The 20,482-nt window shown below is 53.7% G+C and carries 20 protein-coding genes; 2 read left to right on the forward strand and 18 right to left on the reverse strand.

Annotated elements, in window-relative coordinates:
• Nucleotides 1-5 precede the first annotated feature (5 nt).
• From rpoZ to GQS10_RS01125, 8 genes are all read right to left on the reverse strand, one after another.
• Nucleotides 6-254 carry a DNA-directed RNA polymerase subunit omega gene (gene rpoZ / locus GQS10_RS01095; RefSeq protein WP_166238118.1) on the reverse strand — a complete coding sequence of 83 codons (249 nt, stop codon included), beginning with the start codon at nt 252-254 and terminating at the stop codon, nt 6-8.
• Nucleotides 255-257: 3 nt separating this feature from the next.
• A complete protein-coding gene (gene gmk / locus GQS10_RS01100) occupies nt 258-866 on the reverse strand; it encodes a guanylate kinase (protein WP_166238120.1) in 609 nt (202 codons plus the stop codon).
• 12 nt (nt 867-878) lie between these two features.
• Nucleotides 879-1,139, reverse strand: coding sequence for an extracellular matrix/biofilm regulator RemA (remA, locus tag GQS10_RS01105; RefSeq protein ID WP_166238122.1), 261 nt, complete (start codon nt 1,137-1,139; stop codon nt 879-881).
• 72 nt (nt 1,140-1,211) lie between these two features.
• Complete coding sequence (locus GQS10_RS23600; RefSeq protein WP_341804982.1) at nt 1,212-1,472, reverse strand: endoribonuclease YicC domain-containing protein; 261 nt, start codon at nt 1,470-1,472, stop codon at nt 1,212-1,214.
• Nucleotides 1,469-2,092, reverse strand: coding sequence for a YicC family protein (locus GQS10_RS01110; protein WP_341804983.1), 624 nt, complete (start codon nt 2,090-2,092; stop codon nt 1,469-1,471). The genes GQS10_RS23600 and GQS10_RS01110 overlap by 4 nt, the downstream gene beginning before the upstream one ends.
• Nucleotides 2,093-2,177: 85 nt before the next feature.
• Nucleotides 2,178-4,073: a bifunctional homocysteine S-methyltransferase/methylenetetrahydrofolate reductase gene (locus GQS10_RS01115; RefSeq protein ID WP_166238124.1), complete on the reverse strand. Its 1,896-nt coding sequence runs from the start codon at nt 4,071-4,073 to the stop codon at nt 2,178-2,180.
• A gap of 51 nt (nt 4,074-4,124) precedes the next feature.
• Nucleotides 4,125-4,964 carry a diaminopimelate epimerase gene (dapF, locus tag GQS10_RS01120; protein WP_166238126.1) on the reverse strand — a complete coding sequence of 280 codons (840 nt, stop codon included), beginning with the start codon at nt 4,962-4,964 and terminating at the stop codon, nt 4,125-4,127.
• A gap of 284 nt (nt 4,965-5,248) precedes the next feature.
• A complete protein-coding gene (locus GQS10_RS01125) occupies nt 5,249-8,014 on the reverse strand; it encodes a calcium-translocating P-type ATPase, SERCA-type (protein ID WP_166238128.1) in 2,766 nt (921 codons plus the stop codon).
• 163 nt (nt 8,015-8,177) lie between these two features.
• Between GQS10_RS01125 and GQS10_RS01130 the strand changes: the two genes are divergently transcribed.
• Complete coding sequence (locus GQS10_RS01130; RefSeq protein WP_166238130.1) at nt 8,178-9,917, forward strand: Rqc2 family fibronectin-binding protein; 1,740 nt, start codon at nt 8,178-8,180, stop codon at nt 9,915-9,917.
• A 36-nt stretch (nt 9,918-9,953) separates the two neighbouring features.
• Here GQS10_RS01130 and GQS10_RS01135 read toward each other — a convergent pair whose 3' ends face one another.
• The 6 genes from GQS10_RS01135 to GQS10_RS01160 form a co-directional block, all read right to left on the reverse strand.
• Entirely contained in the window at nt 9,954-10,886 is a 933-nt protein-coding gene (locus tag GQS10_RS01135; RefSeq protein ID WP_166238132.1) for a MerR family transcriptional regulator, read from the reverse strand.
• Nucleotides 10,887-10,992: 106 nt separating this feature from the next.
• Complete coding sequence (galU, locus tag GQS10_RS01140; protein WP_166238134.1) at nt 10,993-11,865, reverse strand: UTP--glucose-1-phosphate uridylyltransferase GalU; 873 nt, start codon at nt 11,863-11,865, stop codon at nt 10,993-10,995.
• Nucleotides 11,862-12,731, reverse strand: a complete 870-nt coding sequence (locus GQS10_RS01145) for a PHP domain-containing protein (protein ID WP_166238137.1) — start codon at nt 12,729-12,731, stop codon at nt 11,862-11,864. Before GQS10_RS01145 ends, galU begins: the two co-directional genes overlap by 4 nt.
• A 73-nt stretch (nt 12,732-12,804) precedes the next feature.
• Complete coding sequence (locus tag GQS10_RS01150; RefSeq protein WP_166238139.1) at nt 12,805-13,716, reverse strand: selenium metabolism-associated LysR family transcriptional regulator; 912 nt, start codon at nt 13,714-13,716, stop codon at nt 12,805-12,807.
• Nucleotides 13,717-13,844: 128 nt separating this feature from the next.
• Complete coding sequence (locus GQS10_RS01155; protein WP_166238141.1) at nt 13,845-14,279, reverse strand: hypothetical protein; 435 nt, start codon at nt 14,277-14,279, stop codon at nt 13,845-13,847.
• Between the two features lie 215 nt (nt 14,280-14,494).
• Nucleotides 14,495-14,758: a YlbG family protein gene (locus GQS10_RS01160; RefSeq protein WP_166238143.1), complete on the reverse strand. Its 264-nt coding sequence runs from the start codon at nt 14,756-14,758 to the stop codon at nt 14,495-14,497.
• Nucleotides 14,759-14,807: 49 nt separating this feature from the next.
• Between GQS10_RS01160 and GQS10_RS01165 the strand changes: the two genes are divergently transcribed.
• On the forward strand, nt 14,808-15,833 hold the full coding sequence (locus tag GQS10_RS01165) for an asparaginase (protein ID WP_166238145.1): 1,026 nt from the start codon (nt 14,808-14,810) through the stop codon (nt 15,831-15,833).
• A 1-nt stretch (nt 15,834) separates the two neighbouring features.
• Here the strand turns inward: GQS10_RS01165 and GQS10_RS01170 are convergent, their stop codons facing one another.
• The 4 genes from GQS10_RS01170 to GQS10_RS01185 all read right to left on the reverse strand — a co-directional run bounded on the left by GQS10_RS01170 (nt 15,835) and on the right by GQS10_RS01185 (nt 20,427).
• The gene (locus tag GQS10_RS01170; protein ID WP_166238147.1) at nt 15,835-16,281 is read right to left on the reverse strand and encodes a YlbF/YmcA family competence regulator; all 447 of its coding nucleotides are present in this window, start codon (nt 16,279-16,281) and stop codon (nt 15,835-15,837) included.
• 31 nt (nt 16,282-16,312) lie between these two features.
• On the reverse strand, nt 16,313-18,193 hold the full coding sequence (locus tag GQS10_RS01175) for a helicase-associated domain-containing protein (RefSeq protein WP_166238149.1): 1,881 nt from the start codon (nt 18,191-18,193) through the stop codon (nt 16,313-16,315).
• Nucleotides 18,190-19,887: a DNA repair helicase XPB gene (locus GQS10_RS01180; protein WP_166238150.1), complete on the reverse strand. Its 1,698-nt coding sequence runs from the start codon at nt 19,885-19,887 to the stop codon at nt 18,190-18,192. Before GQS10_RS01180 ends, GQS10_RS01175 begins: the two co-directional genes overlap by 4 nt.
• 108 nt (nt 19,888-19,995) lie before the next feature.
• The gene (locus GQS10_RS01185) at nt 19,996-20,427 is read right to left on the reverse strand and encodes a CBS domain-containing protein (RefSeq protein WP_166238152.1); all 432 of its coding nucleotides are present in this window, start codon (nt 20,425-20,427) and stop codon (nt 19,996-19,998) included.
• Nucleotides 20,428-20,482: the final 55 nt, after the last annotated feature.

A 20,482-nucleotide genomic window follows, 5' to 3' on the forward strand; every position in this document is an offset into this window, starting at 1 on the left:
GGATTTTAGTTCTCTGTCTCGTTCCCGTTTTGTTTTTCCTCAGCGTCTGAAGCTTCCTTCATCGTTCTTTCAAAGCCGATATAATCGCCGTAAATCTCTTCCAAAGCGACTCCGACATTTTTGTGCGAACGAGCATGCTTTACCTGCGTTTTGGTTGTGTCGCGAAGCATTCTAGCTCTCTTCGAGGCTAACGTAACCAGTAAATATTTGCTTTCAACCTTATGAATCAGTGTGTCGATCGATGGATATAACATACACTACACCTCTACATGCCATTTTTGTAAATCCGCTAAAAAGCGTTCCCTGCGGCAGTGCTCTGCCGTAATGATGGATTGGATTCGCTGACGCGCCAGCTCAACACGGTCATTAACGACTGCGTAATCATAATGCTTGAGCAGCTGAATTTCTTGGGACGCCACATGCATGCGGGCACGGATCGATTCCTCAGATTCCGTTCCTCTGTTATTTATGCGCACCCGAAGCTCATCCAGTGACGGCGGCATGACAAAAATAAAAATTCCTTGCGGAAATTTTTCCTTTACCTTCAGCGCACCCTGCACTTCGATTTCCAAAATGACATCTTTACCTTGATTCAATGTTTGTTCTACAAAATCACGCGGGGTGCCGTAATAGTTCCCGACATATTCTGCCCATTCGAGCAGAGCATCATTGCGAATCATCGATTCAAATTGCTCGCGTGTTTTGAAAAAATAGTTCACCCCGTCCTTCTCGCCTTCGCGAGGCTTCCGGGTCGTAGCGGAAACGGAATATGTAATTTCAGGCGCAGCTTCGCGCAGCGAGCCGCAAATGGTGCCTTTCCCGACTCCGGACGGACCGGAAATGACAATTAAAAGTCCCTTACCCATGTAATCCCCCGGTTACTCGTCATGATCATCATCTTTGTTTGAGAGGCGATGGGCTACTGTTTCCGGCTGAACCGCAGACAAAATGACATGATCGCTGTCCGTGATGATAACTGCCCTCGTACGGCGTCCATAAGTTGCATCAATCAGCATGTGGCGGTCACGCGCTTCTTGAATAATCCGCTTGATCGGCGCAGATTCAGGACTAACAATCGAAATGATGCGGTTTGCAGAAACAATGTTGCCAAATCCGATATTGATTAATTTGATGCCCATTGCCGTTCCCCCTCAGACTCTATAGTAGGCTAGTTTTACCGTATTTTCCGCTTCGCATACGATTGCGGTCCGTTATTCGATATTTTGCACTTGTTCTCTAATTTTTTCAAGCTCTGCTTTCATATCGACTACTTTGTTGGTCAATTCGAGGTGTTTGGCCTTCGAGCCGATCGTATTTGTCTCCCGATTCATTTCCTGAATGAGAAAATCGAGCTTTCTTCCGATCGAGCCGCCCTGTACCAGAAGCTGGCGAAATTGTCCGAAGTGACTTTTCAGCCTTGTCAGTTCTTCATCAATGTTCGAATTTTCGGCGAACAATGCGACTTCCGTCACAGCCGGCCTTCATCGATGGCGGCATCCTTCAACGCCTCGGAAACCCGTTCGCGCAGCTTAGCCCGATATTCTTCCACAACAACCGGTGCCGCCGCCGACATTTCCTGCCAAATCTGCTCCAAGGTACCCGTGCGTTCCGTTAAATCCTGAAGCAGAAAGCGTCCCTCGGTTTGCCGCATTCCGTCAAAATGCTGCAGGGATACATCCATGCACGAAATTAGAGCATCGCTAAGCTGCTCTTCATCCAGCTGTTCCGAGCCGCCCATCCGAATCACTTCCTGAAGCGATAGAAGCTGCTGAAGCGTGACATCATCGGACAGCCCGAACTTTTCCTTCAGCTGCCGCGCCGCGGCTATAAAGCCTTCGGCAAGCTCCCAATGAATTTCCGGCTGACGGGCAGTTCCCGCTTCCGCCTCCACATTGACGAATACGTCGACTCTCCCTCGTTGTACGGTTTGCTGCACCTTCTTGCGAAGGGTATCCTCAAAGCGCACCCACTCCCGAGGCATGCGAACGACGACCTCGCCATAGCGGTGGTTCACCGATTTCACATCAATGGTCAGCTTTAAGCTGCCGACAACCACCTCTCCGTGACCGAATCCGGTCATGCTTCGCAGCATTCAAATCACTTCCGTATTTTGGATTTAGGCAGAGTTTTTATTTATTCTAATTCATTTTGCCAACGGGGACAAGGGAGATTACCGATTACTCACCTTCGTTCGGCTTCCCGACTTTTTCCCATATATATTTCGTTAGCTGCTCCGTCATCGTATAAACGAGCAGCGGCGTGATCAAATAAATTCCATTAAACCTCGCCATTGCCGTATCCAGCAGCTCTTTCGCGATTTCCAGCGATACGCTGCGGCCTTCCTCGCCTTCCAGTCCCGCCATGCGCTTGCGCACCTCATCCGGCAGCTGGATGCCCGGCACTTCATTATGGAGAAACTCGGCATTGCGTCCGTTTGTAAAAGGCATAATTCCGATAAAAATAGGGACATGCAAATGCTTCGTCGCTTCATAAATGCGTTCGATCAAGGCGGCATCGTAGACCGGCTGGGTCATAATCATATCCGCGCCCGCTTCAATCTTCTTCTCCAGACGCTGCACCGCTTTATCCAGATGCTTGACGTTCGGGTTGAACGCTGCGCCAACAACGAAATTCGCTTTCTGCTTAAGCGGCTTTCCGGAAAATGCGATCCCTTCGTTGAGCTGCTTGATCATACGAATCGTCTCAAATGAAGTCATATCGTATACGGAGCTCGCCCCTGGAAGATCGCCGAAACGAGGCGGATCGCCGGTAATGACGAGTACATGGTTCATGCCGAGCGCGTGCAATCCCATCAAATGAGATTGCGTACCGATCAAGTTCCGGTCGCGGCACGCCATATGCAGCAAAGGCTCCGCGCCGACCTGCTGCTTGACCAGATGGCCGAGCGCCAGGTTGCTCATTCGTGTAACAGCAAGCGCGTTGTCCGCAAGCGTAATCGCATCGGCGCCGGCTTCCTTCAATGCAGCCGCGCCTTTCATAAACTTCGCAATATCCAGGTCGCGCGGCGGGTCCAGCTCCACAATGACGGTGTGGCGTTTGGCCGCAAGCTCCACCAAGTTCGGCTTAGCCTTGTCGGCAGCCGGTGCATCAGGCTCCGCCGTGCCCGTCACAGGCTCGCGCACCGCAATCGCTTCGGCTGGAGCCGGCGTGTTCGCCGGCTTGTCCGGCTGCGCCTGCTCCGAAAGCCTGCGCACCGCTTCAGCGATTGCCGCCGTATGCTCCGGCGTCGTGCCGCAGCAGCCGCCGATAATACGCGCGCCTTTGCCGGCAAAATCCGGCACATTGTCGGCGAAATATTGCGGCGACGCCGCGTACGTAAAGGCATCCCCTTCCAAAGCAGGCAGGCCCGCGTTCGGGAATACGGACACCGGCATAAGAGGCGTCGGCCATTTCAAGGTGTCCAACGCCTTGCTGATGCCGAACGGACCGCTTCGGCAGTTGAACCCGAAGACATCGCCGCCCTCATCCTTCACCGTTTGCGCAGCCTCCGCGTACGAGAATCCGTCGAGCGTGCGTCCGACCGGATCGGCAGCAAACTGGCAGATAAGCGGAATATCGCTGCTCAGCTGCCTTGCCGCCCGAATGGCGGCGAGCATTTCTTCCAATTCGAAGAAGGTTTCCAAAATCAAGCCGTCCGCACCTGCTTCAAGCAGCGCGGCCATTTGTTCTTTAAACAATTCACCCGAGCGGCCCGCAGCGGCCGGCTTTCGTCTTCCTGTACGAATCGAGCTGACCGAACCGATCACATATGCGTCCGTACCAACGGCGCGCCTTGCAATTTCTACGGCTTTACGGTTCAGCAGCGCCGTCTCGTCCTCCAAACCGAATTTGGCCAGCTTCTCACGGTTTGCCGCGTACGTATTCGTCTCGATGATTCGGGCGCCCGCTTCATAATACTGGCGGTGCACCCGTTCGATGACTTCCGGCTGGGTGATATTAAATTCCTCATACGAGGAACCGACAGGGAATCCGAGCTGATGCAAATAAGTGCCCATCGCTCCGTCCCCAACAATAATTCGCTCCGTTAACGCTTCGCGCAGCGGCTGCTTCAAGTTCCTCACCCCGCTTCGATATCACATCCGCCCATGGCGGTTCAGTAAAAATTAAACCTCTACGGTACCCCGGTACACGAGCTCCGCCGGTCCCGTCATATATACGTGATTGTCCGCTTCATCCCATTCGATCAGCAGGTCGCCGCCCTTAAGCGATACCGTCGCAGTACGGTCGGTTTTTCCGTTCAGCACGGAAGCGACAACTGTCGCGCAAGCGCCCGTTCCGCAAGCTAGCGTCGGCCCTGCGCCGCGTTCCCACACGCGCATAACTGTATGGTCGCGGGAGCTAACCGTAACAAACTCCACATTGATCTTGCGCGGGAACAGAGGGTGCACCTCAAGCTTCGGTCCCCATGTCTGCAGATCGAAGTTCGCCGCATCGTCCACATAAATGACACAGTGCGGGTTGCCCATGGAAACGGCGGTAAATTCAAATGTACGTCCATCCACTTCGATCGGTTCGTTGATCACGCGCTCCTTATCAATCGTCGTAGGTACCTGTGTACCCTTCAAAATCGGCTCGCCCATATCGACGCGCACGGCAACCGCTTTTCCGTTTTCCACGGTCAGCTGCACCTTCTGTGCGCCTGCGCCGATCGTTTCGATCGAAATTTCATTGCGTCCGCCAACGAGATTGTGATCGTACACATATTTGGCTACACAGCGGATCGCGTTGCCGCACTGCTCCGCTTCCGAGCCGTCCGAGTTCATGATGCGCATCATATAATCCGCCTTTTCGGAAGGCAGAATATAAACCAGCCCGTCCGCACCGATACCAAAAAACCGGTCGCAAAGCTTCACAGCAAGCTCGGATGCGTTCGCAGGCAGTTCTTTATGTCCAAAAACAACGATAAAATCGTTGCCAAGACCATTCATTTTCGTAAATTCCATTGAAAGTCCACTCTCCTTGATCCTATTCCTATTTTCTTCATTCCCCCCATCATACCGTAAAACCAAGCAATTGAGTAGTAGATATGCATAGTTTCAGGGACGGAATCGAAAATACTCGAAAAATGTTCAACGGAAACTCTTCAACTGGCCCCAAACCTTTCCTGCCCGTGCCGTGCAAAAGGAACCCACAAGTACCTGGACAAGTTCCCGGAAAAGTCCCGAAAAGAGAAAAAGAGCCGCGAGAGCAGTCCCAGCAGGAATGCCCAAGCGGCCTTTTGTCATCATTATCGAGCGGTAGAGCCCGGCGTGTAGCGGATCGTGCGCTTCGGTTTCTTCGGCGAAAACACACTTCCGAGACCGAAAAACACCGTAGGAAACGCTGCGAAGCCAAGCACAAGCAGCCAGTCCGTCAGGTTTAGTGCAGTTGTCTTGAAAATCGGCTGCAGGCTCTCCACATAAATGACCGGCAGCATCAGCAGCAGCGACGAAATGACGGCAAGCACCAGCCATTTGTTTTGCAGCGGGTTGCGATGGAAAATCGAGCGGGAGCTGCGGCAGTCGAATACATGAATCAGCTGCGCCATGACTAATGTACAGAATGCGACCGTCTGCGCCTTGATCAGATCGCCTTCCTTAAGCGCAATCCAGAACGCGGCGAGCGTACAAATACCGATCGCAATCCCGCGCGAAATAATTTTCCAGCCGAGCCTTCTGGCGAAAATGTTCTCCTTCGCACCGCGCGGCTTGTGCTGCATCAAATCCTTCTCCGCCTGGTCGACGCCAAGTGCCATCGCCGGAAGACCGTCGGTCACCAGGTTGACCCACAAAATTTGAATCGGCACGAGCGGCAGCGGCATGCCCGCCATCATCGCGAGGAACATCGTCATAATTTCGCCGACGTTTGAGGCGAGCAAATAGCGGATAAATTTACGAATATTTTCGTAAATGCCGCGCCCTTCTTCGATCGCCGCAACGATCGTTGCAAAGTTATCGTCGCTTAGCACGAGCGCGGATGCTTCCTTGGACACGTCGGTGCCGGTGATGCCCATCGCGATGCCGATATCCGACGCCTTGATTGCAGGCGCATCGTTGACGCCGTCGCCGGTCATCGCCACGACGTGGCCCTTGCGCTGCAGCGCCTTGACGATGCGCAGCTTGTGCTCCGGCGCAACACGCGCGTACACGTAAATGTCGTCGACGCGCTGGTCGAGCTCTTCATCCGTCCAGCCGGCCAGCTCCTTGCCGGTGAGCGTCATGCCGCCGCGCGGAATCATGCCGAGCTGATGCGCAATCGCTTCGGCCGTCGTGCGGTGATCGCCTGTGATCATCACCGTCTTGATCCCGGCCTTGCGGCAGGTCGCGATCGCCTCGCGCACCTCTTTGCGCGGCGGGTCGATCATCCCGGTCAAGCCCGCGAAAATCAAACCGCGTTCCGCCTCTTCCGCATCGTTTACCGTTTCCGTCGACTTTACCTCACGGTATGCGAGACCGAGCACGCGCAATGCCGAAGCGGCCATGCTTTCGTTCGCCGCCATGACCTTCGCCTTCAGCGTCGGCGTAAACGGCGTGACCTTGCCGTCCCACAGCACGTAGGAGCACTGCTCCAGCAGCACATCCGGCGCGCCCTTCACGCATACAAGGCGCCCGCCCTGGTGCTCAACCAGCACGCTCATCCGCTTGCGTTCGGACTCGAACGGAAATTCCATCAAGCGGCGATAAAGCCCGTTCAGTGAAGATGCGGTAATGCCCGCCTTGGCGCCGAGAACGACTAGAGCCCCTTCAGTCGGATCGCCTTTAATGTTCCACACGGGAACTGCCGTGTCCTTGCCCTTTTTCCCCTTGCCTTCAACGGCAGCTTCTGCTTCCTCCAGCACCGCATTGTTGCACAGCACCCCGATTTGCAGCAGGCGGCGCAGCGATACGTCGCGGCGCAGATCGACGGACGAGCCCTTCATTGTAATGTCGCCGAACGGGCTGTAGCCGTCCCCGGTGACCTCCATCGTCTTTCCGCCCATCCAAAGATGCGTGACAGTCATCTTGTTTTGGGTAAGCGTTCCGGTTTTATCGGAACAAATGACCGAGGCGCAGCCAAGTGTTTCCACGGAAGGCAGCTTGCGCACAATCGCCTTGCGGCGGATCATCCGCTGTACGCCAAGCGCAAGCGCAATCGTTACGATCGCCGGCAGGCCTTCCGGAATCGCTGCCACTGCCAGCGAAACCCCGGCAAGGAACATGCCGTATACCGGCTGCCCATGCATTACGCCGGCAGCAACAACAACGACGGTCAACGCAAGCGCAACGCCGATCAAAATTTTACCCAGCTGCTCCAAACGATTTTGCAGCGGCGTTTCCATGGAATCGGTATTTTGGATCAAGTCGGCGATCTTGCCCATCTCCGTGCCCATTCCAGTACGAACGACAATTCCCTTTGCCGTGCCGCGTGTAACCATCGTTCCCATAAAGCCCATGTTTTTCTGATCGCCCAGCGGAATTTCAGCCGTGTCCAGCACTCTGCTGTGCTTGGCAACCGGCACCGACTCGCCCGTTAATGCCGATTCCTCGGCGTAAAGGCTGTTCGTCTCTATAAAGCGAAGATCGGCCGGAATGCGGTCCCCGCTCTCCAGCATAACGATATCGCCCGGCACGAGCTCGCTTGCCGCAATGCTTTGCAGGCGGCCGCCGCGAATGACGTTGGCGCTCGGAGCAGACAGCTCTTTTAAAGCATGCAGGGAGCGTTCCGCACGAAACTCCTGCACAAAACCGAGAATTCCATTAATCAGGATAATGGCAACAATCGTGATTGCATCTAAATACTCGCCGAGCAGTCCTGAGATGAGTGTCGCGCCAAGCAGCACAAGCACCATAAAATCCTTGAATTGGTTCAAAAACAGAGCCAGCGGCGATACCCTCGCCCCTTCGCTCAGCTCGTTCGGGCCAAACTGCTCCCTCCTTTTTAACGTATCCTCCTCGTCCAATCCATGCTCCGGGCTCGTCCGGAGCTGCGCTGCAATATCCTCCGCACTCGACTGATACCATTCCCGTTGATCCATAAGGGCTCCCTCCTCATTCCAAACACCTTGTACTAGGACAAATGTATTCAGACAAGCTGAGAAATATCCCTTATAACCAAATCGGGAACTGGCGGCGGCCTGCTGCTTTCGTATACAATGGGTTGGAACTTACTAGAGCGACAAAATGTTAGGAGTGGCTTTTATGGCTTTGGACGGATTGGTTGTCCGTGCGATCGTGCACGAGCTTCAAGCGTGCGCCGGCGGAAAAATCAACAAAATTTATCAGCCCACCGAACAGGACATCGTCATGTTTATCCGTTCGGGCGGACAAAATTATAAATTACTTTTATCGGCAAGTCCTACTTACCCGAGAATCCAACTCACGGACCGGCAGTTTGTCAACCCGGTCGAAGCTCCGATGTTCTGTATGCTGCTTCGCAAGCATTGTGAAAACGGAACGATCGAAGCCATCTCCCAAGTCGGGAACGAACGGATCGTCCACATTGATGTGCGCCAGCGTGACGAGCTTGGGGATGTCAGCGTGAAGCGAATCGTCATGGAGATTATGGGTCGGCACAGCAATCTGATTTTGATGGATCCGGCAAGCGGCACCGTGCTGGATGGAATCCATCACATCACTCCGGCGATCTCGTCCCACCGGGTTGTCCTACCCGGCGTCCGGTATGTCGAGCCGCCGCAGCAGGGCAAGCAAAACCCTTTTGAAGCGTCGGAGGCCGAAATCGTCCGAGTGCTGGAGGAGGCAGTAGCTTATGATGCCGCCGCAGCCGGCAAAGCGTTCGTCGACGCATACACCGGAATCAGCCCGCTTGCCGGCCAAGCGATCGCGGCGGCGGCCCCAGCCGGGGCTTCAGTCGCACAAGCCGCAGCTGCAGCATTTATGAGCACGATGCAGCGTCTCCGTGAACACCGATACGACATCATGATCAAGGAAACCGGAAAATCAGGGAAAATGGTGTTTTCCGTCGTTCCTCTTGTGCAATTCCCGGAGGAACCGGTTCGCTTCGATACAATCAGCGACTGCTTGGAGCAATTTTACGGGGATAAATCAGAACGGGATTTAATCAAACAGCGTACGGCGGATTTGAGCCGTTTTTTGCAAAACGAAATCCAAAAAAACGAGAAAAAGATCGTCAAGCTGCGTGAATCGTACGAGGATGCAAAGGATGCAGACCGCTTCCGCAAGCTGGGCGAGCTGCTGACCGCCTCCCTTCATACGATCCAGAAGGGTGACACGAAGGCAGCCGTCATCGATTACTACGATGAGGCGCAAAGCGAAATCGAAATTCCGCTTGACCCGCTGTTAAATCCATCCGAGAACGCACAGCGCTATTTCAAAAAATATAATAAAGCGAAGACCAGCTTAACGCATATCGAGGAACAGCTTCAGGAAGCCGAGGAAGAAAACGGCTACTTCCGCGGTCTGCTGCTTCAGCTGGAGGACGCTACGCTAAACGATATCGGGGAAATTCGCGAGGAGCTGACCGAAGGCGGTTATTTACGCGCCCGCGCGAAGAAAACGAAGAAGAAAAAGAAAGACGGGCGGCCGGCTCTCACTTGCTTTATATCGAGCGAGGGAGTTCCGATCTTTGTCGGCAAAAACAATACGCAAAACGATTATTTAACGTTAAAGTTTGCCGCAGCCGGCGAAACCTGGCTGCACACCAAGGACATCCCCGGCTCCCACGTGCTCATCCGCGGCGCAAGCTTCGGGGATTCTACACTGGAAGAGGCGGCGGAGCTGGCGGCCTACTTCAGTCAAGCGAAGCACTCGAGCAGCGTTCCGGTCGATTACACCTTGGCACGTCATGTACGCAAGCCGAATGGGGCAAAGCCTGGCTTCGTCATTTACGACCACCAAAAAACGGTGTACGTCACTCCAGACGAAGCCAAAATTAAAGCGATGAAGTCGGAACTCAAATAAGCGGCAAACCGAAACAAAAAAGGCTCACGGTACGTTTTACACGTCCACGAGCCTTTTTATTTTGCCGACCGCATCCCTTGCACAGCCAGACACGAAATATATATGCTTAGTGCCGCGCATAACCGCGTCCTCGGTTACACAGCGTCCGCCTATAAACACCTTGGTCAGCCAGCCGTTCTCTTCGATTTCACAATCCATCTGAAGCAGCAGCGGCTTTATTTCCTCGATTCGTTCTTCCGTCGATACGCTAAAGGCAAATGCCGCAGGCCGAAACTGCCGCAAACAGTCCAAAATCCCCTTTTCCGCAGGCGATGTGCCTAAAAATACGACCTTATAACCAACCTGAAGCGCATAGAAGCCAAAATATAAAATACCCATTTCATGCCGCTCGCCCGGTGCACAGCCTGTGACAAACATAGGACGATCGCCATACGCTTGAAATAAATGCTGCACAGCCAGCAGCCGGTCCCGCATAAAGTGACTGGCAAAATGCTCCTGAAATTCGGATAGCTCGCCCCGTTCCCAGCGTTCACCGATTTCGATCAACACGGGCTTCACAACTTCCATCAGCACAAAATCCATGGAATGAAGCGCAAGCAAACGGTCAAATAACCGCTGCGCATCATGCTGGTCCAGCGTGAGAAAAGCCTCAAGCAAGCTTTCCCGATAGTGGGACAATTCCGCCCCGCCGGCAAATGCTTGCATGGTGCCGGCAGCCGGCTCCGGCTTTCCCTCATCCGGTCCGTCCCCCTGATAATCCTGAACGGCCAGTCCAATCGGCACACCCGCTCCGACCCGGCTTTTCAGCCAAGTCAGCTTTTCCATATCTTCTTTTGTATAGCCTCGGTATCCGTTTGGAAAACGTGTCGGCTTGACCGCCTCGTACCGTTCTTCCCATTTGCGGATCAGTTGCGTTGAAATTCCGGTGCGCAGGGACACCTCTTTAATTGTATACAGCCTTTGTTTCATGCCTTCCCCCTGTGCTTCCTAACTAAGGAAACATTATAGAGGAATAACAAACGTTATACAACCTCGCTAAAAAGAAGCGACTTCCTTATCCGCTACCGGGTAATTGTTATAAATCCATCTCCTGAACGAGTTGCCGCAAATAGGGCTTGAGCCGGTCTGCAATGTCCTCACGGCGCAGCGCATATTCAATCGTCGCTTCCAGATAACCGAACTTGTCCCCAATGTCGTAACGCTTGCCCTGAATCCGATACGCTTTCATCCGCTGAATCTCATTCAGCTTGCGCAGCGCATCGGTGAGCTGAATTTCACCGCCGCGTCCCGGCTCCTGCCGCTCCAAAATATCAAAGATTTCGGGGTGGATGACGTATCTGCCGATCACCGCCATATTAGAGGGCGCCTGCTCCCTGCTCGGCTTTTCGATCAAATCCTCAATCCACGGATGCTCGCTGGAATCGGCTACAGGCGACACGATCCCGTACTTGTCCACATCCTCCCAATCGACTTCCTGCACCGCTATAACCGAGGTGCGGTACTCGTTATAAAGCGATATCATCCGATGTAAGCAGGGCGGCTCCGATTCGATGATGTCGTCTCCAAGAAGAACGGCAAACGGCTCATTTCCGATAAATTTTCGTGCGCATAAAACGGCATGTCCAAGGCCAAGCGGCTGCTTCTGGCGGATATAATGAATATCCGTCATATTCGAAATGCTTCTTACCAGGGAAAGCAATTCTTCTTTCCCTTGTTCTTCCAGCGTAGTCTCCAGCTCGAACGACTTGTCGAAATGGTCCTCGATCGCCCGCTTGTTGCGGCCGGTGACAATAATAATATCTTCGATGCCCGAGGAAATGGCTTCCTCGACAATATATTGAATCGCCGGCTTATCAACAACCGGCAGCATTTCCTTCGGCTGCGCCTTGGTAGCCGGCAAAAAGCGGGTACCGAGACCCGCCGCAGGTATAATCGCTTTACGGATCACCCTTCATGCCCTCCCTTCCTTCTCGCTTCCGCGAGGGAGAGCAGCTTTTGCGCTGTTTCTGCCGACGTTCTCCGAGCCCCGATGTACGAGCGGTGCAGCGCCCCATTGCGCGCCCCGTGAAAATCCGAGCCGGCTGTAAGCACAAGCCCATTGCTTAACGCCAGCGCTTCATAGACGGCTTCCTGCTCTGGACTATGGTCGGAGTGAAATACCTCAAGCCCGTCGAATTGCTTCGTTTCGAGCAGCCGCTCTACCATAGCATCCCGTCCGTAAATGCCCGGGTGGGCGATAACCGCGCTTCCACCCGCCTCGCGAATCCAGCGCGCAGCTTCCTCCGGAGAGATGCGCTGCGGAAGCACAAATGCCGGCTTTCCGGAAGCGAGATACCGGTCAAACGCTTCTTGAATGGTTGCGACATACCCTTTTTGCAGCAGCGCCGACGCAATATGCGGCCTGCCGACCGTCTCATCCTGCTTCAGCTCTCTTCCGATCGAAGCAACAACCTCTTCCATCGTTAAGCTCATTCCGAGCTGAGTGAGCTTCGCCAAAATCTCCTCGTTCCGTGAATCGCGCACGCGGCGAAGCTCCGCCAGCCTAAGCAGCAGCGTCTCGTTCTCCACGTCCATCCAATAACCAAGCACATGAACATCGCAGCCTTCGTCGGCCGTGCTGATTTCCACCCCAGGTACGACGCGGACGCCAATCCGTTCGCCTTCCTCCTGCGCCTCTTTCACTCCGGCAACCGTGTCGTGATCCGTGATCGCAATCAGGTCAAGACCCGCTTCCTTCGCCATACGCACTACTTCCGAGGGCCGATGCAGCCCGTCGGATGCCGTTGTATGCATATGCATATCTGCATTATTCATTCTGTTATCCTCCAAACATTCACTGTCCCTGACCTAAGCGCCAGGGGTCCGATCCTTTGCGTGTCCCGACGACTCACAGCCATTTGCCCAAATCGCGCTCCCGCAGGAAGGTTAGAAAGGTTACCGCCGAGATAGGCAGCAGGGTCGTATTTAAATAGGTTGCATAAAAGCTCCGGACGAAACGAACGTCGCTGACCTCCATCACTTTAAACAACCCGAGTGTCACCTCATGCTTTACCGAAGAAGAGGACAAAATTGACAGCCCCAGCCCCGCTTCCACCGCGGATTTGACGGCTCCCGTGCTTCCGAGCTCCATGACGATTTTCATCCGCTCCGGCTCAATCCCTTTGGCGCTCATTTCCTGCTCCATCACCTGACGAGTGCCCGAGCCCTTCTCCCTCAGTACAAAAGGATAGGCCAGCATTTCCTCCATCGTAACCGATTCGCGTTCGTACAGCTCGTGTCCGGCCGGCACAATCAGCTTGAGCTCATCGGAGAGCACCGCTTCACTGTGGAGATCCGGCTGCTGGATCGGCGCTTCAATTAAGGCAAAATTGAGCTGATGGCTGCGTATATCCTCGATCAGCTGCGTTGAATTCATTACCTTCATGCTGACCGAAATATGAGGGTATTCCTGCGAAAACGGCCCGAGCAATCGCGGCAAAATGTATTCGCCGATTGTCAGACTCGCGCCAAGCACAAGTCTGCCCTGCAGCATATGGGTAAACTTAGACATGGCAACATCTGTTTTCTTCATCAGCTGGATGCTCTGCTCTGCATAAGGCAATAAGGTCCGGCCTGCATCGCTCATTTCAATTTTTTTCGTTGAGCGGTGAAACAGCTTTGTGCCAAAATACTCCTCAAGCGATTGGACCTGCATAGTCACCGCAGGCTGCGTCATATGCAGCGCCTGCGCAGCAGCAGAAAAGCTTCCTTTACTTGCCACGGTGTAAAAAATATGAAGCTGATGAAACGTTAAGGCCATGATGGCGCTCCTCCTCACGGGTTTCCGAGCTGCGTTTTGTATAATTTCCTCTATTATAAATATTTCTTATGAAAATAAAAAGCCGCCGCTCGATCGTGAGCCGCGGGCATTTCGGGATTTTTTTAACATTATCTGCGCTTCCTGCTGTTTTTGATAAGCGTCATTCTCCGCGAATGCCGCAGCCACGAGTAGTACGACTTTAAATCACGAAGCTCCAGAGTTTCGGACATGCGTCCGAGAAACGTCACGATAATCATCTTTTGAAGGGGGTTGCCAATCAGATCAACTTCCTTTAAATCGGCAAATTCACAAACGACGACCAAATCATCGTCTACTAAATAGACATCCTGTTCATTGCGGTAATACGATTCCATCCTGCCCTGCTTTAGCTTCTCCCACATAAATTCGGCGATATCCGCAAACCCTGTTTTTTCGGTTTCTACCCGGTCGATCCAGCGCTGCTTTGCATGATTGGTGACGATAATATCGGCCACACGTATATCGCCAAGCTCAACAAAAAAAGATTCATAAGTCCCAAACCTTCTCGTTGCCTTATCTTTCATAAATTCCACCCCATTTCTAGTACAAAGTGCCCAATTCTATTACTTCTATAAATAATAACGTATCGCAAAAATGTTTCCAACTATTTTTTGCTAGGAACAGGTTAATTTTACCTTTTTTCCGACACCATTTTGAAAATGTCGTCGAAAATCAGCCAAAAAAGAACCTTCGCCTATTTTCCAATAGGCTAAAGGTTCCTTCTGCTTTCCAAACGCGCTCAATACGTGTAAAATCGGGTCTTGTCGGGGATATTGCTACTGTATTCCGTTTTGAGCTCGCCTCGAAACGATTTTTCTATTTTTTTGACGTACGGCAGCTTCAGCATTGCTTTGACCACGTCGTCATAACGGTCCGTATGAATATACATAGCAACATAATGCAGTTTTTTGGAAATGAAATGGACGTGACCGTAACGCTCCAGGTTACGGGCCGCCTTCGTGTCATTGACCCATACAATTAGGCCTGTACGATCCGGAAACAAGCGTTTTCCCCCTTTAGCAAGTTATTTTTATTTGGAGATGACGAATAAGATGATGGCAAAACATGTTCCTTTAGTATCCGTACTGCGCGGGCCCTTGCGCGAAAGTATGCATTCCGGGCGGGTTGCTGTTGTCCACAGCAGCGGTGCTCTAGTCGCTTCTGCCGGCGATCCGAAAGACCCGATGTTCGCCCGTTCTACCGCAAAGCTGCTTCAGGTGATTCCCGTTCTGGTAAGCGGGGCGTCAGAACGCTTCGGGCTGGAAGACCAAGATATCGCCGTCGCCTGCGCCTCCCATAACGGAGAGCCTGTCCACGTTGAGGCCGTTACCAAGCTTTTGGAAAAAGCAGGAATATCCCAGGATCAGCTGCAATGTGGTCCGCATGCCCCTTACCATAAACCAACGGCAGTCAGGATGAGAGAGCACGGAACCCCTTTTACAAGCTTACACAACAACTGCTCGGGCAAGCATGCAGCGATGCTTACGCTGAGCGCTTTTCTTGGAGCAAAAGACGAAAATTATATGGATCCGTCTCATCCGGTGCAGCAGTATATGTTGAAAACGGTTGCGGCAATGAGTGGAGAAGAAGCCGCAGATATTCCGCTTGGAATCGACGGCTGCGGTGTTCCCGTATTTGCGATGCCGCTCCAAAAGCTCGCCCTTGCCTACGCCCGCTTAGGCCGGCCGGATTCGCTTCCGGAAGGCTACGCGGCGGCGTGCGGCCGCATTCTCCGCGCCCTGCGCAGCCACCCGCATCTGCTGGCCGGCGACGACCGCTTCGATACGGCGCTAATTCGGGCCACAGGCGGCCGCCTGATCGGCAAGATGGGCGCCGAGGGCGTCTTCGCAGTCACCGTGCCGGATGAAGGCCTCGGCATCGCCGTGAAGGTCGAAGACGGCTCGCTGCGCGCGCTGTATCCAGCCGTTGTCGAAGCACTGCGCCAGCTGCAGCTGCTTTCCGGCCGCGAATATGAAGCGCTGGCCGGCTTTCATTCGCCGCTGCTGCATAATTGGCGCGGCGACGCTGTCGGCCGGATCGAGCCCTGCTTTACACTTGACCGAGAGGCATGCGGCTAATTTAGCCGCATTTGCCGCTGCAGCCCCCTCCGGTGCTGCAGCCGCCTCCTGTTGACAGGTCAAAATTGCTCGGCACTTTAATCGATTGCGAAACCGAGCGCGCAATGCGCTCGGATACTTCATATAACAGCTCATCCAGCTGCTGTTCCGCATCTTTAAAGCGAATTACTTCCTTATGCTGCTCCAGCTCATCCTGGATGGCATGCACTTCATTCAGTGCCTCGTGATAATTGGGATGAAAATGGCCGAACCTTTTGCATTCTTCAAATCGTTCCTTCGCTTTCTCGAAGCGCTCGACGATTTTACGTATATGAGGATTCTCGTCTACCTTCGATTTACTGCGCTTATATTCGGCGACAAGAACAGACTCGTTAATGAATTCTCCAAGCTCGTAAGCCTTGGAAATAAGGGCGGCCATATCCAGAGTGCGGCTTTCAATAACGCTCATTCGCGTTCAGTCCTCTCTTTTGGCTTACCTCTTATTTATCATTTATCCCAGGTAAAATCAACTGCATTTCCTCCCAATCCCCGTATTGAAGGCGAATTTCACCGTTTTCGGTGCGGCCCGATACGTTCCATCCCGATGAATCCTCCGTTACGCGAAGAGGCTGAAGCCGCAGCGCACCCGCTTTGGTCCGCAGCTTCACCGACGATTGCCATTCGATCGCCTTCTGCAGGATTTGCTTTTGCGTTGCGGCGTGATAAGGCCGACTTTCGTTCAGCCACATAGGCGGCACCGCTTTTAACTCCGGATAAACCGTATCGAGCGTCGGCGCTCGCTTTTCTACACGGTACAAATGCAGCGCATGCCTCGGCAGCACCAGTCCAGACTCCTGCCCTTCCTCTGGCTTCTGGAGATTAGGCGACACGCTGTCCTTCTTCACCGTTCCGCGTTCCAACGCATAGCCCTCCTGCCGAAGCAGCTCACGCAGCTTATCAGCCTGCTGCGGGTCAACTTCAAAATAACGTTCCCCGATTCGGGCGCCGAGCAGCGGAGAAATTCGCGGATGGACAGCAAGCTTGTCGGCCGTTTCCGTTTCTTCACTGCGCAGAACCGTAAGCTGCAGGATCGAGGCCGTATGAGTCCGGTCGGCCCATTCTCGAAGCGAGCATTCCACCTGCTCGGGTATGCCGAACAGCGCCTGCGCCTCAAGCAGCGAACAGAAACGCTGGGGATCTCTTCCGAGCCCCTGTCCCAGCCGGAAGCTCTCACGGGAAAGCCTGTAGCGGCTCACCTGATCCGTCTGGAGATGCTCCGCAAAATGCTCAAGCTCCCAGCGCAGCTCAAGCGGGCAGTCTGGAGGCACAATTACCTCGTAATCGGGCTGCACGAACACGCCGGCCTCTGTTTCCTCCTCCGCAGAATCGGTGCTTCCCGCCGGAGCCTGAACACGAAACAGCCATTCGCCGCCGGCGCTCTTTCCCGCTTCCGCCCAGCCCAGTGCGCTCCATGGAAGCAGCCAGGCATTGAGAAGGGCAGCCTCGGCAGCTTCACGCGAAGACGGGAGCACAATGCCCGATTCCTCAAGCACAGCCCGGAATCCGTTTACGGAAAGCCAACCGGTATCGTGCGCTTTATCGAATGCGGCTTCGGCATGCTGCAGCCATGGGTCGGAACAGCCGGCCCGTTCCAGAAATAATTCAAACAACTTCCGGTGCATGCCCTGAAGCTGTTCTTGGAATAGCTGGCTTAACACGTTTTCTTGGACAGCCAGCACGCCATTTTGCGGCGCCACAAGCCCCAAAGAAAGCGCAAGATCAAGAACGAGCGCCAGCTGTACGGGGTACACATCATCATTGCGGTATCGAATTCCGATTCCGCTTACTCTTTCCGCATCCGCCTCAACCTGGGCCGTAAGCTTTTGGACCAGCTTGCGATGAAGTACGCCCTTTCCCGTTAAGGGTGCCTCCTGCCTTGAGAGCGCCGCTAAAACGGCTAGCAGATCATAAACGATCCCCCGCCCGCATGGGGCCTCCACAGACACCGGCTGCTCTCCGGATACCACCCTCACGGCTTCGGCAATTTCCGGAAGGAGCGCCTCCTGCCAACAGCTAAGCGTATCTTTGGGCAGGACAAACACTCTCTCCCCCCACGATTTCATTAGGGAGAAGACGATGTTCTTTTTCCGAAGCAGCATGAGACCGACCCGCATCTCCGCCCCGGATTGGCCGGGGGGAGCGGCACGAACCAACTCTTCTTCCGTAAAAGGCTCGCCGGCAAAGCTGCGCAGCACCGACAGCAATGCCTCACGCTCCAGCTTGTTCAAGCTCTTCGCCAAGACACCGGCTTCCAGCGGCTTTGACTGCTCCTCTTTCTGATCCCCATGCGACATATGCGACAAATAATACAATCGGTTCATACCAGCATCATCTCCGGTTCTGTAATCGCAATCGTTTGAATTTCGTACCGGTATCCCTGTTCAACCAAAAACAGCTGACGCTTCATTGCAAAATCCTGTTCATTGGTCCTGTGTGAGACAAGCGAGTAGAAATACGCCGTCGACCCGGACTGCTTCGGGCGAAGCACGCGGCCCAGCCTTTGAGCTTCTTCCTGCCGGGAGCCGAAGCTTCCCGAAACTTGAATGGCAACAGCCGCATCAGGCAAATCTACGGCAAAGTTCGCCACCTTTGACACCACGATGAGCGATCGCTCACCACTGCGAAACGCAGCAAAAATCCGCTCCCGTTCCTCGTGGGGAACCTGCCCTGTGATAAGCGGAGCCCCTGTCTTTTCCGCTATGTAGCTCAGCTGATCGAGATACTGGCCGATAATAATCGTCGGCAGCCCGTCATGACGTTTCAGCAGCCTGCCGATCGCCGCCATTTTCCAAGGGTTTTCTCCAGCAATCCGAAATTTCTCCTTGGGCTCTGCCGCCTCGTATTGCCGCTCTACCGCCTCAGGCATCGGCACACGGATTTCCACACATCTCGCTTTTGCAATCCAGCCCTGTTCCTCCAACGACCGCCAAGGCACATCGATACGCTTGGGGCCAACCAGCGAGAACACATCCTCTTCACAGCCGTCTTCGCGGACAAGCGTCGCGGTTAGCCCCAGCCGACGCTTTGCCTGAATATCCGCAGTTGCCCGGAAAACCGGTGCCGGCAGCAAATGTACTTCATCGTAAATAATGAGCCCCCAGTTCCTTTGATTAAAAAGACCCATATGGGAAAAAATATCCTGCTTCGTTCGCCGGTGGGTCAAAATTTGGTAGGTTGCAATCGTCACCGGCTTCACGTCTTTCATCGTGCCGCTATACTCGCCGACTTGATCCTCGTCCAGCGTCGTCTTGTTTATTATTTCGTTTCGCCACTGTCTGACACTGGTAACGTTCGTCGTCAGAATCAACGTCTCGCACTGCAATCTAGCCATGATGGCGATGCCCAGCACCGTTTTCCCCGCTCCGCATGGCAGGACAAGCACACCACTTCCTCCCTCTGCAGTGCCACCCCGGTAGAAGGCTTCCACCGATTCTCGCTGATAGGACCTCAGCTCAAACGGTCGACCGTCCGGAAGGGTTTCCTTGAGGTTGATCCCCATGGCCTCTCCGTGTGAAAATCCGGCAAAATCCTGTACAGGATAACCCAGCTTTACAAGCTCCTGCTTTAGCACGCCGCGACCTTCCGGCTTTATGTATACAGCTCCCGCCTCATCATGGCCCTCGAACCATTCCTGAAGCGAGGGATAGGCCGATATTTTATCGTATACAGCAGCGTCGCTAACACGCAAAATAAGTCCAAGCTCCGTTTGTTCTAAAACGAGCATACCGTATCTTTTGATGTACTCGGCAATTTCCGTTTTAACCTTGGAGGGAACCGGAAACTTGGCATATTGCTCCAAAACAGCGACAACCTCTGCGCTGGTCCAGCCGGCCGCCGCCGCATTCCATAATGACAACGGGCTCATCCGGTAGGTATGGACATGCTCCGGGCTTTTGACCAAGTCGGCGAACCCGCAGATTCGCGCCCGCGCTTCCTCAAATAATGGATTTCTTACCTCAAGCAGCAGCGAAAAATCGTTTTGAACAATTAATGGCTTTAAATTTTTGCTCATCATGAATCGCCTCCGCCCTTTTCTATTAGTATGAAAGTTCGCTGGGCGGTTTAAACGACCGGACGCAAAAAACCCGGAGCCCAAGGCTTCCGGGTTTGCAGTACTGCCCTATTATCTGGAATGCACAGGCTCGGAGATTTTGCTTAGCGCCTCTCCCGCTTCCTCTTCCAGCTTGTTGCGTACAGCCAGATCGCCGATGGCAACGACACCGACCAGCTCGCCGTTTTCAACGACCGGCAAACGGCGTACCTGTTCTTTTGCCATCATTTTTGCTGCTTCATCCGCAGTCGTCTCTGGAGTAACCGTCGTGATTTGCTTGTTTGTCATCACTTCGCTCACTTCAGTGGATCCCGAATGCTTTTCTGCATAACCGCGAATCACAAGGTCACGGTCCGTAATTACGCCGATCAGTTTGCGGCCTTCTACAACAGGCACGAAACCGACGTCGTATTTTTTCATTTTAACGGCAACCTCATAAATGTTGTCCTTTAAAGTAACCGTCTCAACATCCGTCGTCATAATTTCACGCACTTTTTTGCTCATCGTTATCCCTCCTCCAAAAATGAACGAAGAGAAACGGCAGTCGCCGGCCCTCACG

The sequence above is a fragment of the Paenibacillus turpanensis genome, from assembly GCF_011421635.1.
Lineage (GTDB): Bacteria > Bacillota > Bacilli > Paenibacillales > YIM-B00363 > Paenibacillus_AK > Paenibacillus_AK turpanensis.

Coding starts and splice junctions, on each gene's coding strand:
- gmk (WP_166238120.1), bottom strand. CDS start 866: ATGGGTAAGGGACTTTTAATTGTCATTTCCGGTCCGTCCGGAGTCGGG.
- GQS10_RS01110 (WP_341804983.1), bottom strand. CDS start 2,092: ATGCTGCGAAGCATGACCGGATTCGGTCACGGAGAGGTGGTTGTCGGC.
- GQS10_RS01125 (WP_166238128.1), bottom strand. CDS start 8,014: ATGGATCAACGGGAATGGTATCAGTCGAGTGCGGAGGATATTGCAGCG.
- GQS10_RS01130 (WP_166238130.1), top strand. CDS start 8,178: ATGGCTTTGGACGGATTGGTTGTCCGTGCGATCGTGCACGAGCTTCAA.
- GQS10_RS01145 (WP_166238137.1), bottom strand. CDS start 12,731: ATGAATAATGCAGATATGCATATGCATACAACGGCATCCGACGGGCTG.
- GQS10_RS01165 (WP_166238145.1), top strand. CDS start 14,808: ATGATGGCAAAACATGTTCCTTTAGTATCCGTACTGCGCGGGCCCTTG.
- GQS10_RS01150 (WP_166238139.1), bottom strand. CDS start 13,716: ATGGCCTTAACGTTTCATCAGCTTCATATTTTTTACACCGTGGCAAGT.
- GQS10_RS01175 (WP_166238149.1), bottom strand. CDS start 18,193: ATGAACCGATTGTATTATTTGTCGCATATGTCGCATGGGGATCAGAAA.
- GQS10_RS01170 (WP_166238147.1), bottom strand. CDS start 16,281: ATGAGCGTTATTGAAAGCCGCACTCTGGATATGGCCGCCCTTATTTCC.
- remA (WP_166238122.1), bottom strand. CDS start 1,139: ATGGGCATCAAATTAATCAATATCGGATTTGGCAACATTGTTTCTGCA.
- dapF (WP_166238126.1), bottom strand. CDS start 4,964: ATGGAATTTACGAAAATGAATGGTCTTGGCAACGATTTTATCGTTGTT.
- GQS10_RS01185 (WP_166238152.1), bottom strand. CDS start 20,427: ATGAGCAAAAAAGTGCGTGAAATTATGACGACGGATGTTGAGACGGTT.
- GQS10_RS01180 (WP_166238150.1), bottom strand. CDS start 19,887: ATGATGAGCAAAAATTTAAAGCCATTAATTGTTCAAAACGATTTTTCG.
- GQS10_RS01135 (WP_166238132.1), bottom strand. CDS start 10,886: ATGAAACAAAGGCTGTATACAATTAAAGAGGTGTCCCTGCGCACCGGA.
- rpoZ (WP_166238118.1), bottom strand. CDS start 254: ATGTTATATCCATCGATCGACACACTGATTCATAAGGTTGAAAGCAAA.
- GQS10_RS01155 (WP_166238141.1), bottom strand. CDS start 14,279: ATGAAAGATAAGGCAACGAGAAGGTTTGGGACTTATGAATCTTTTTTT.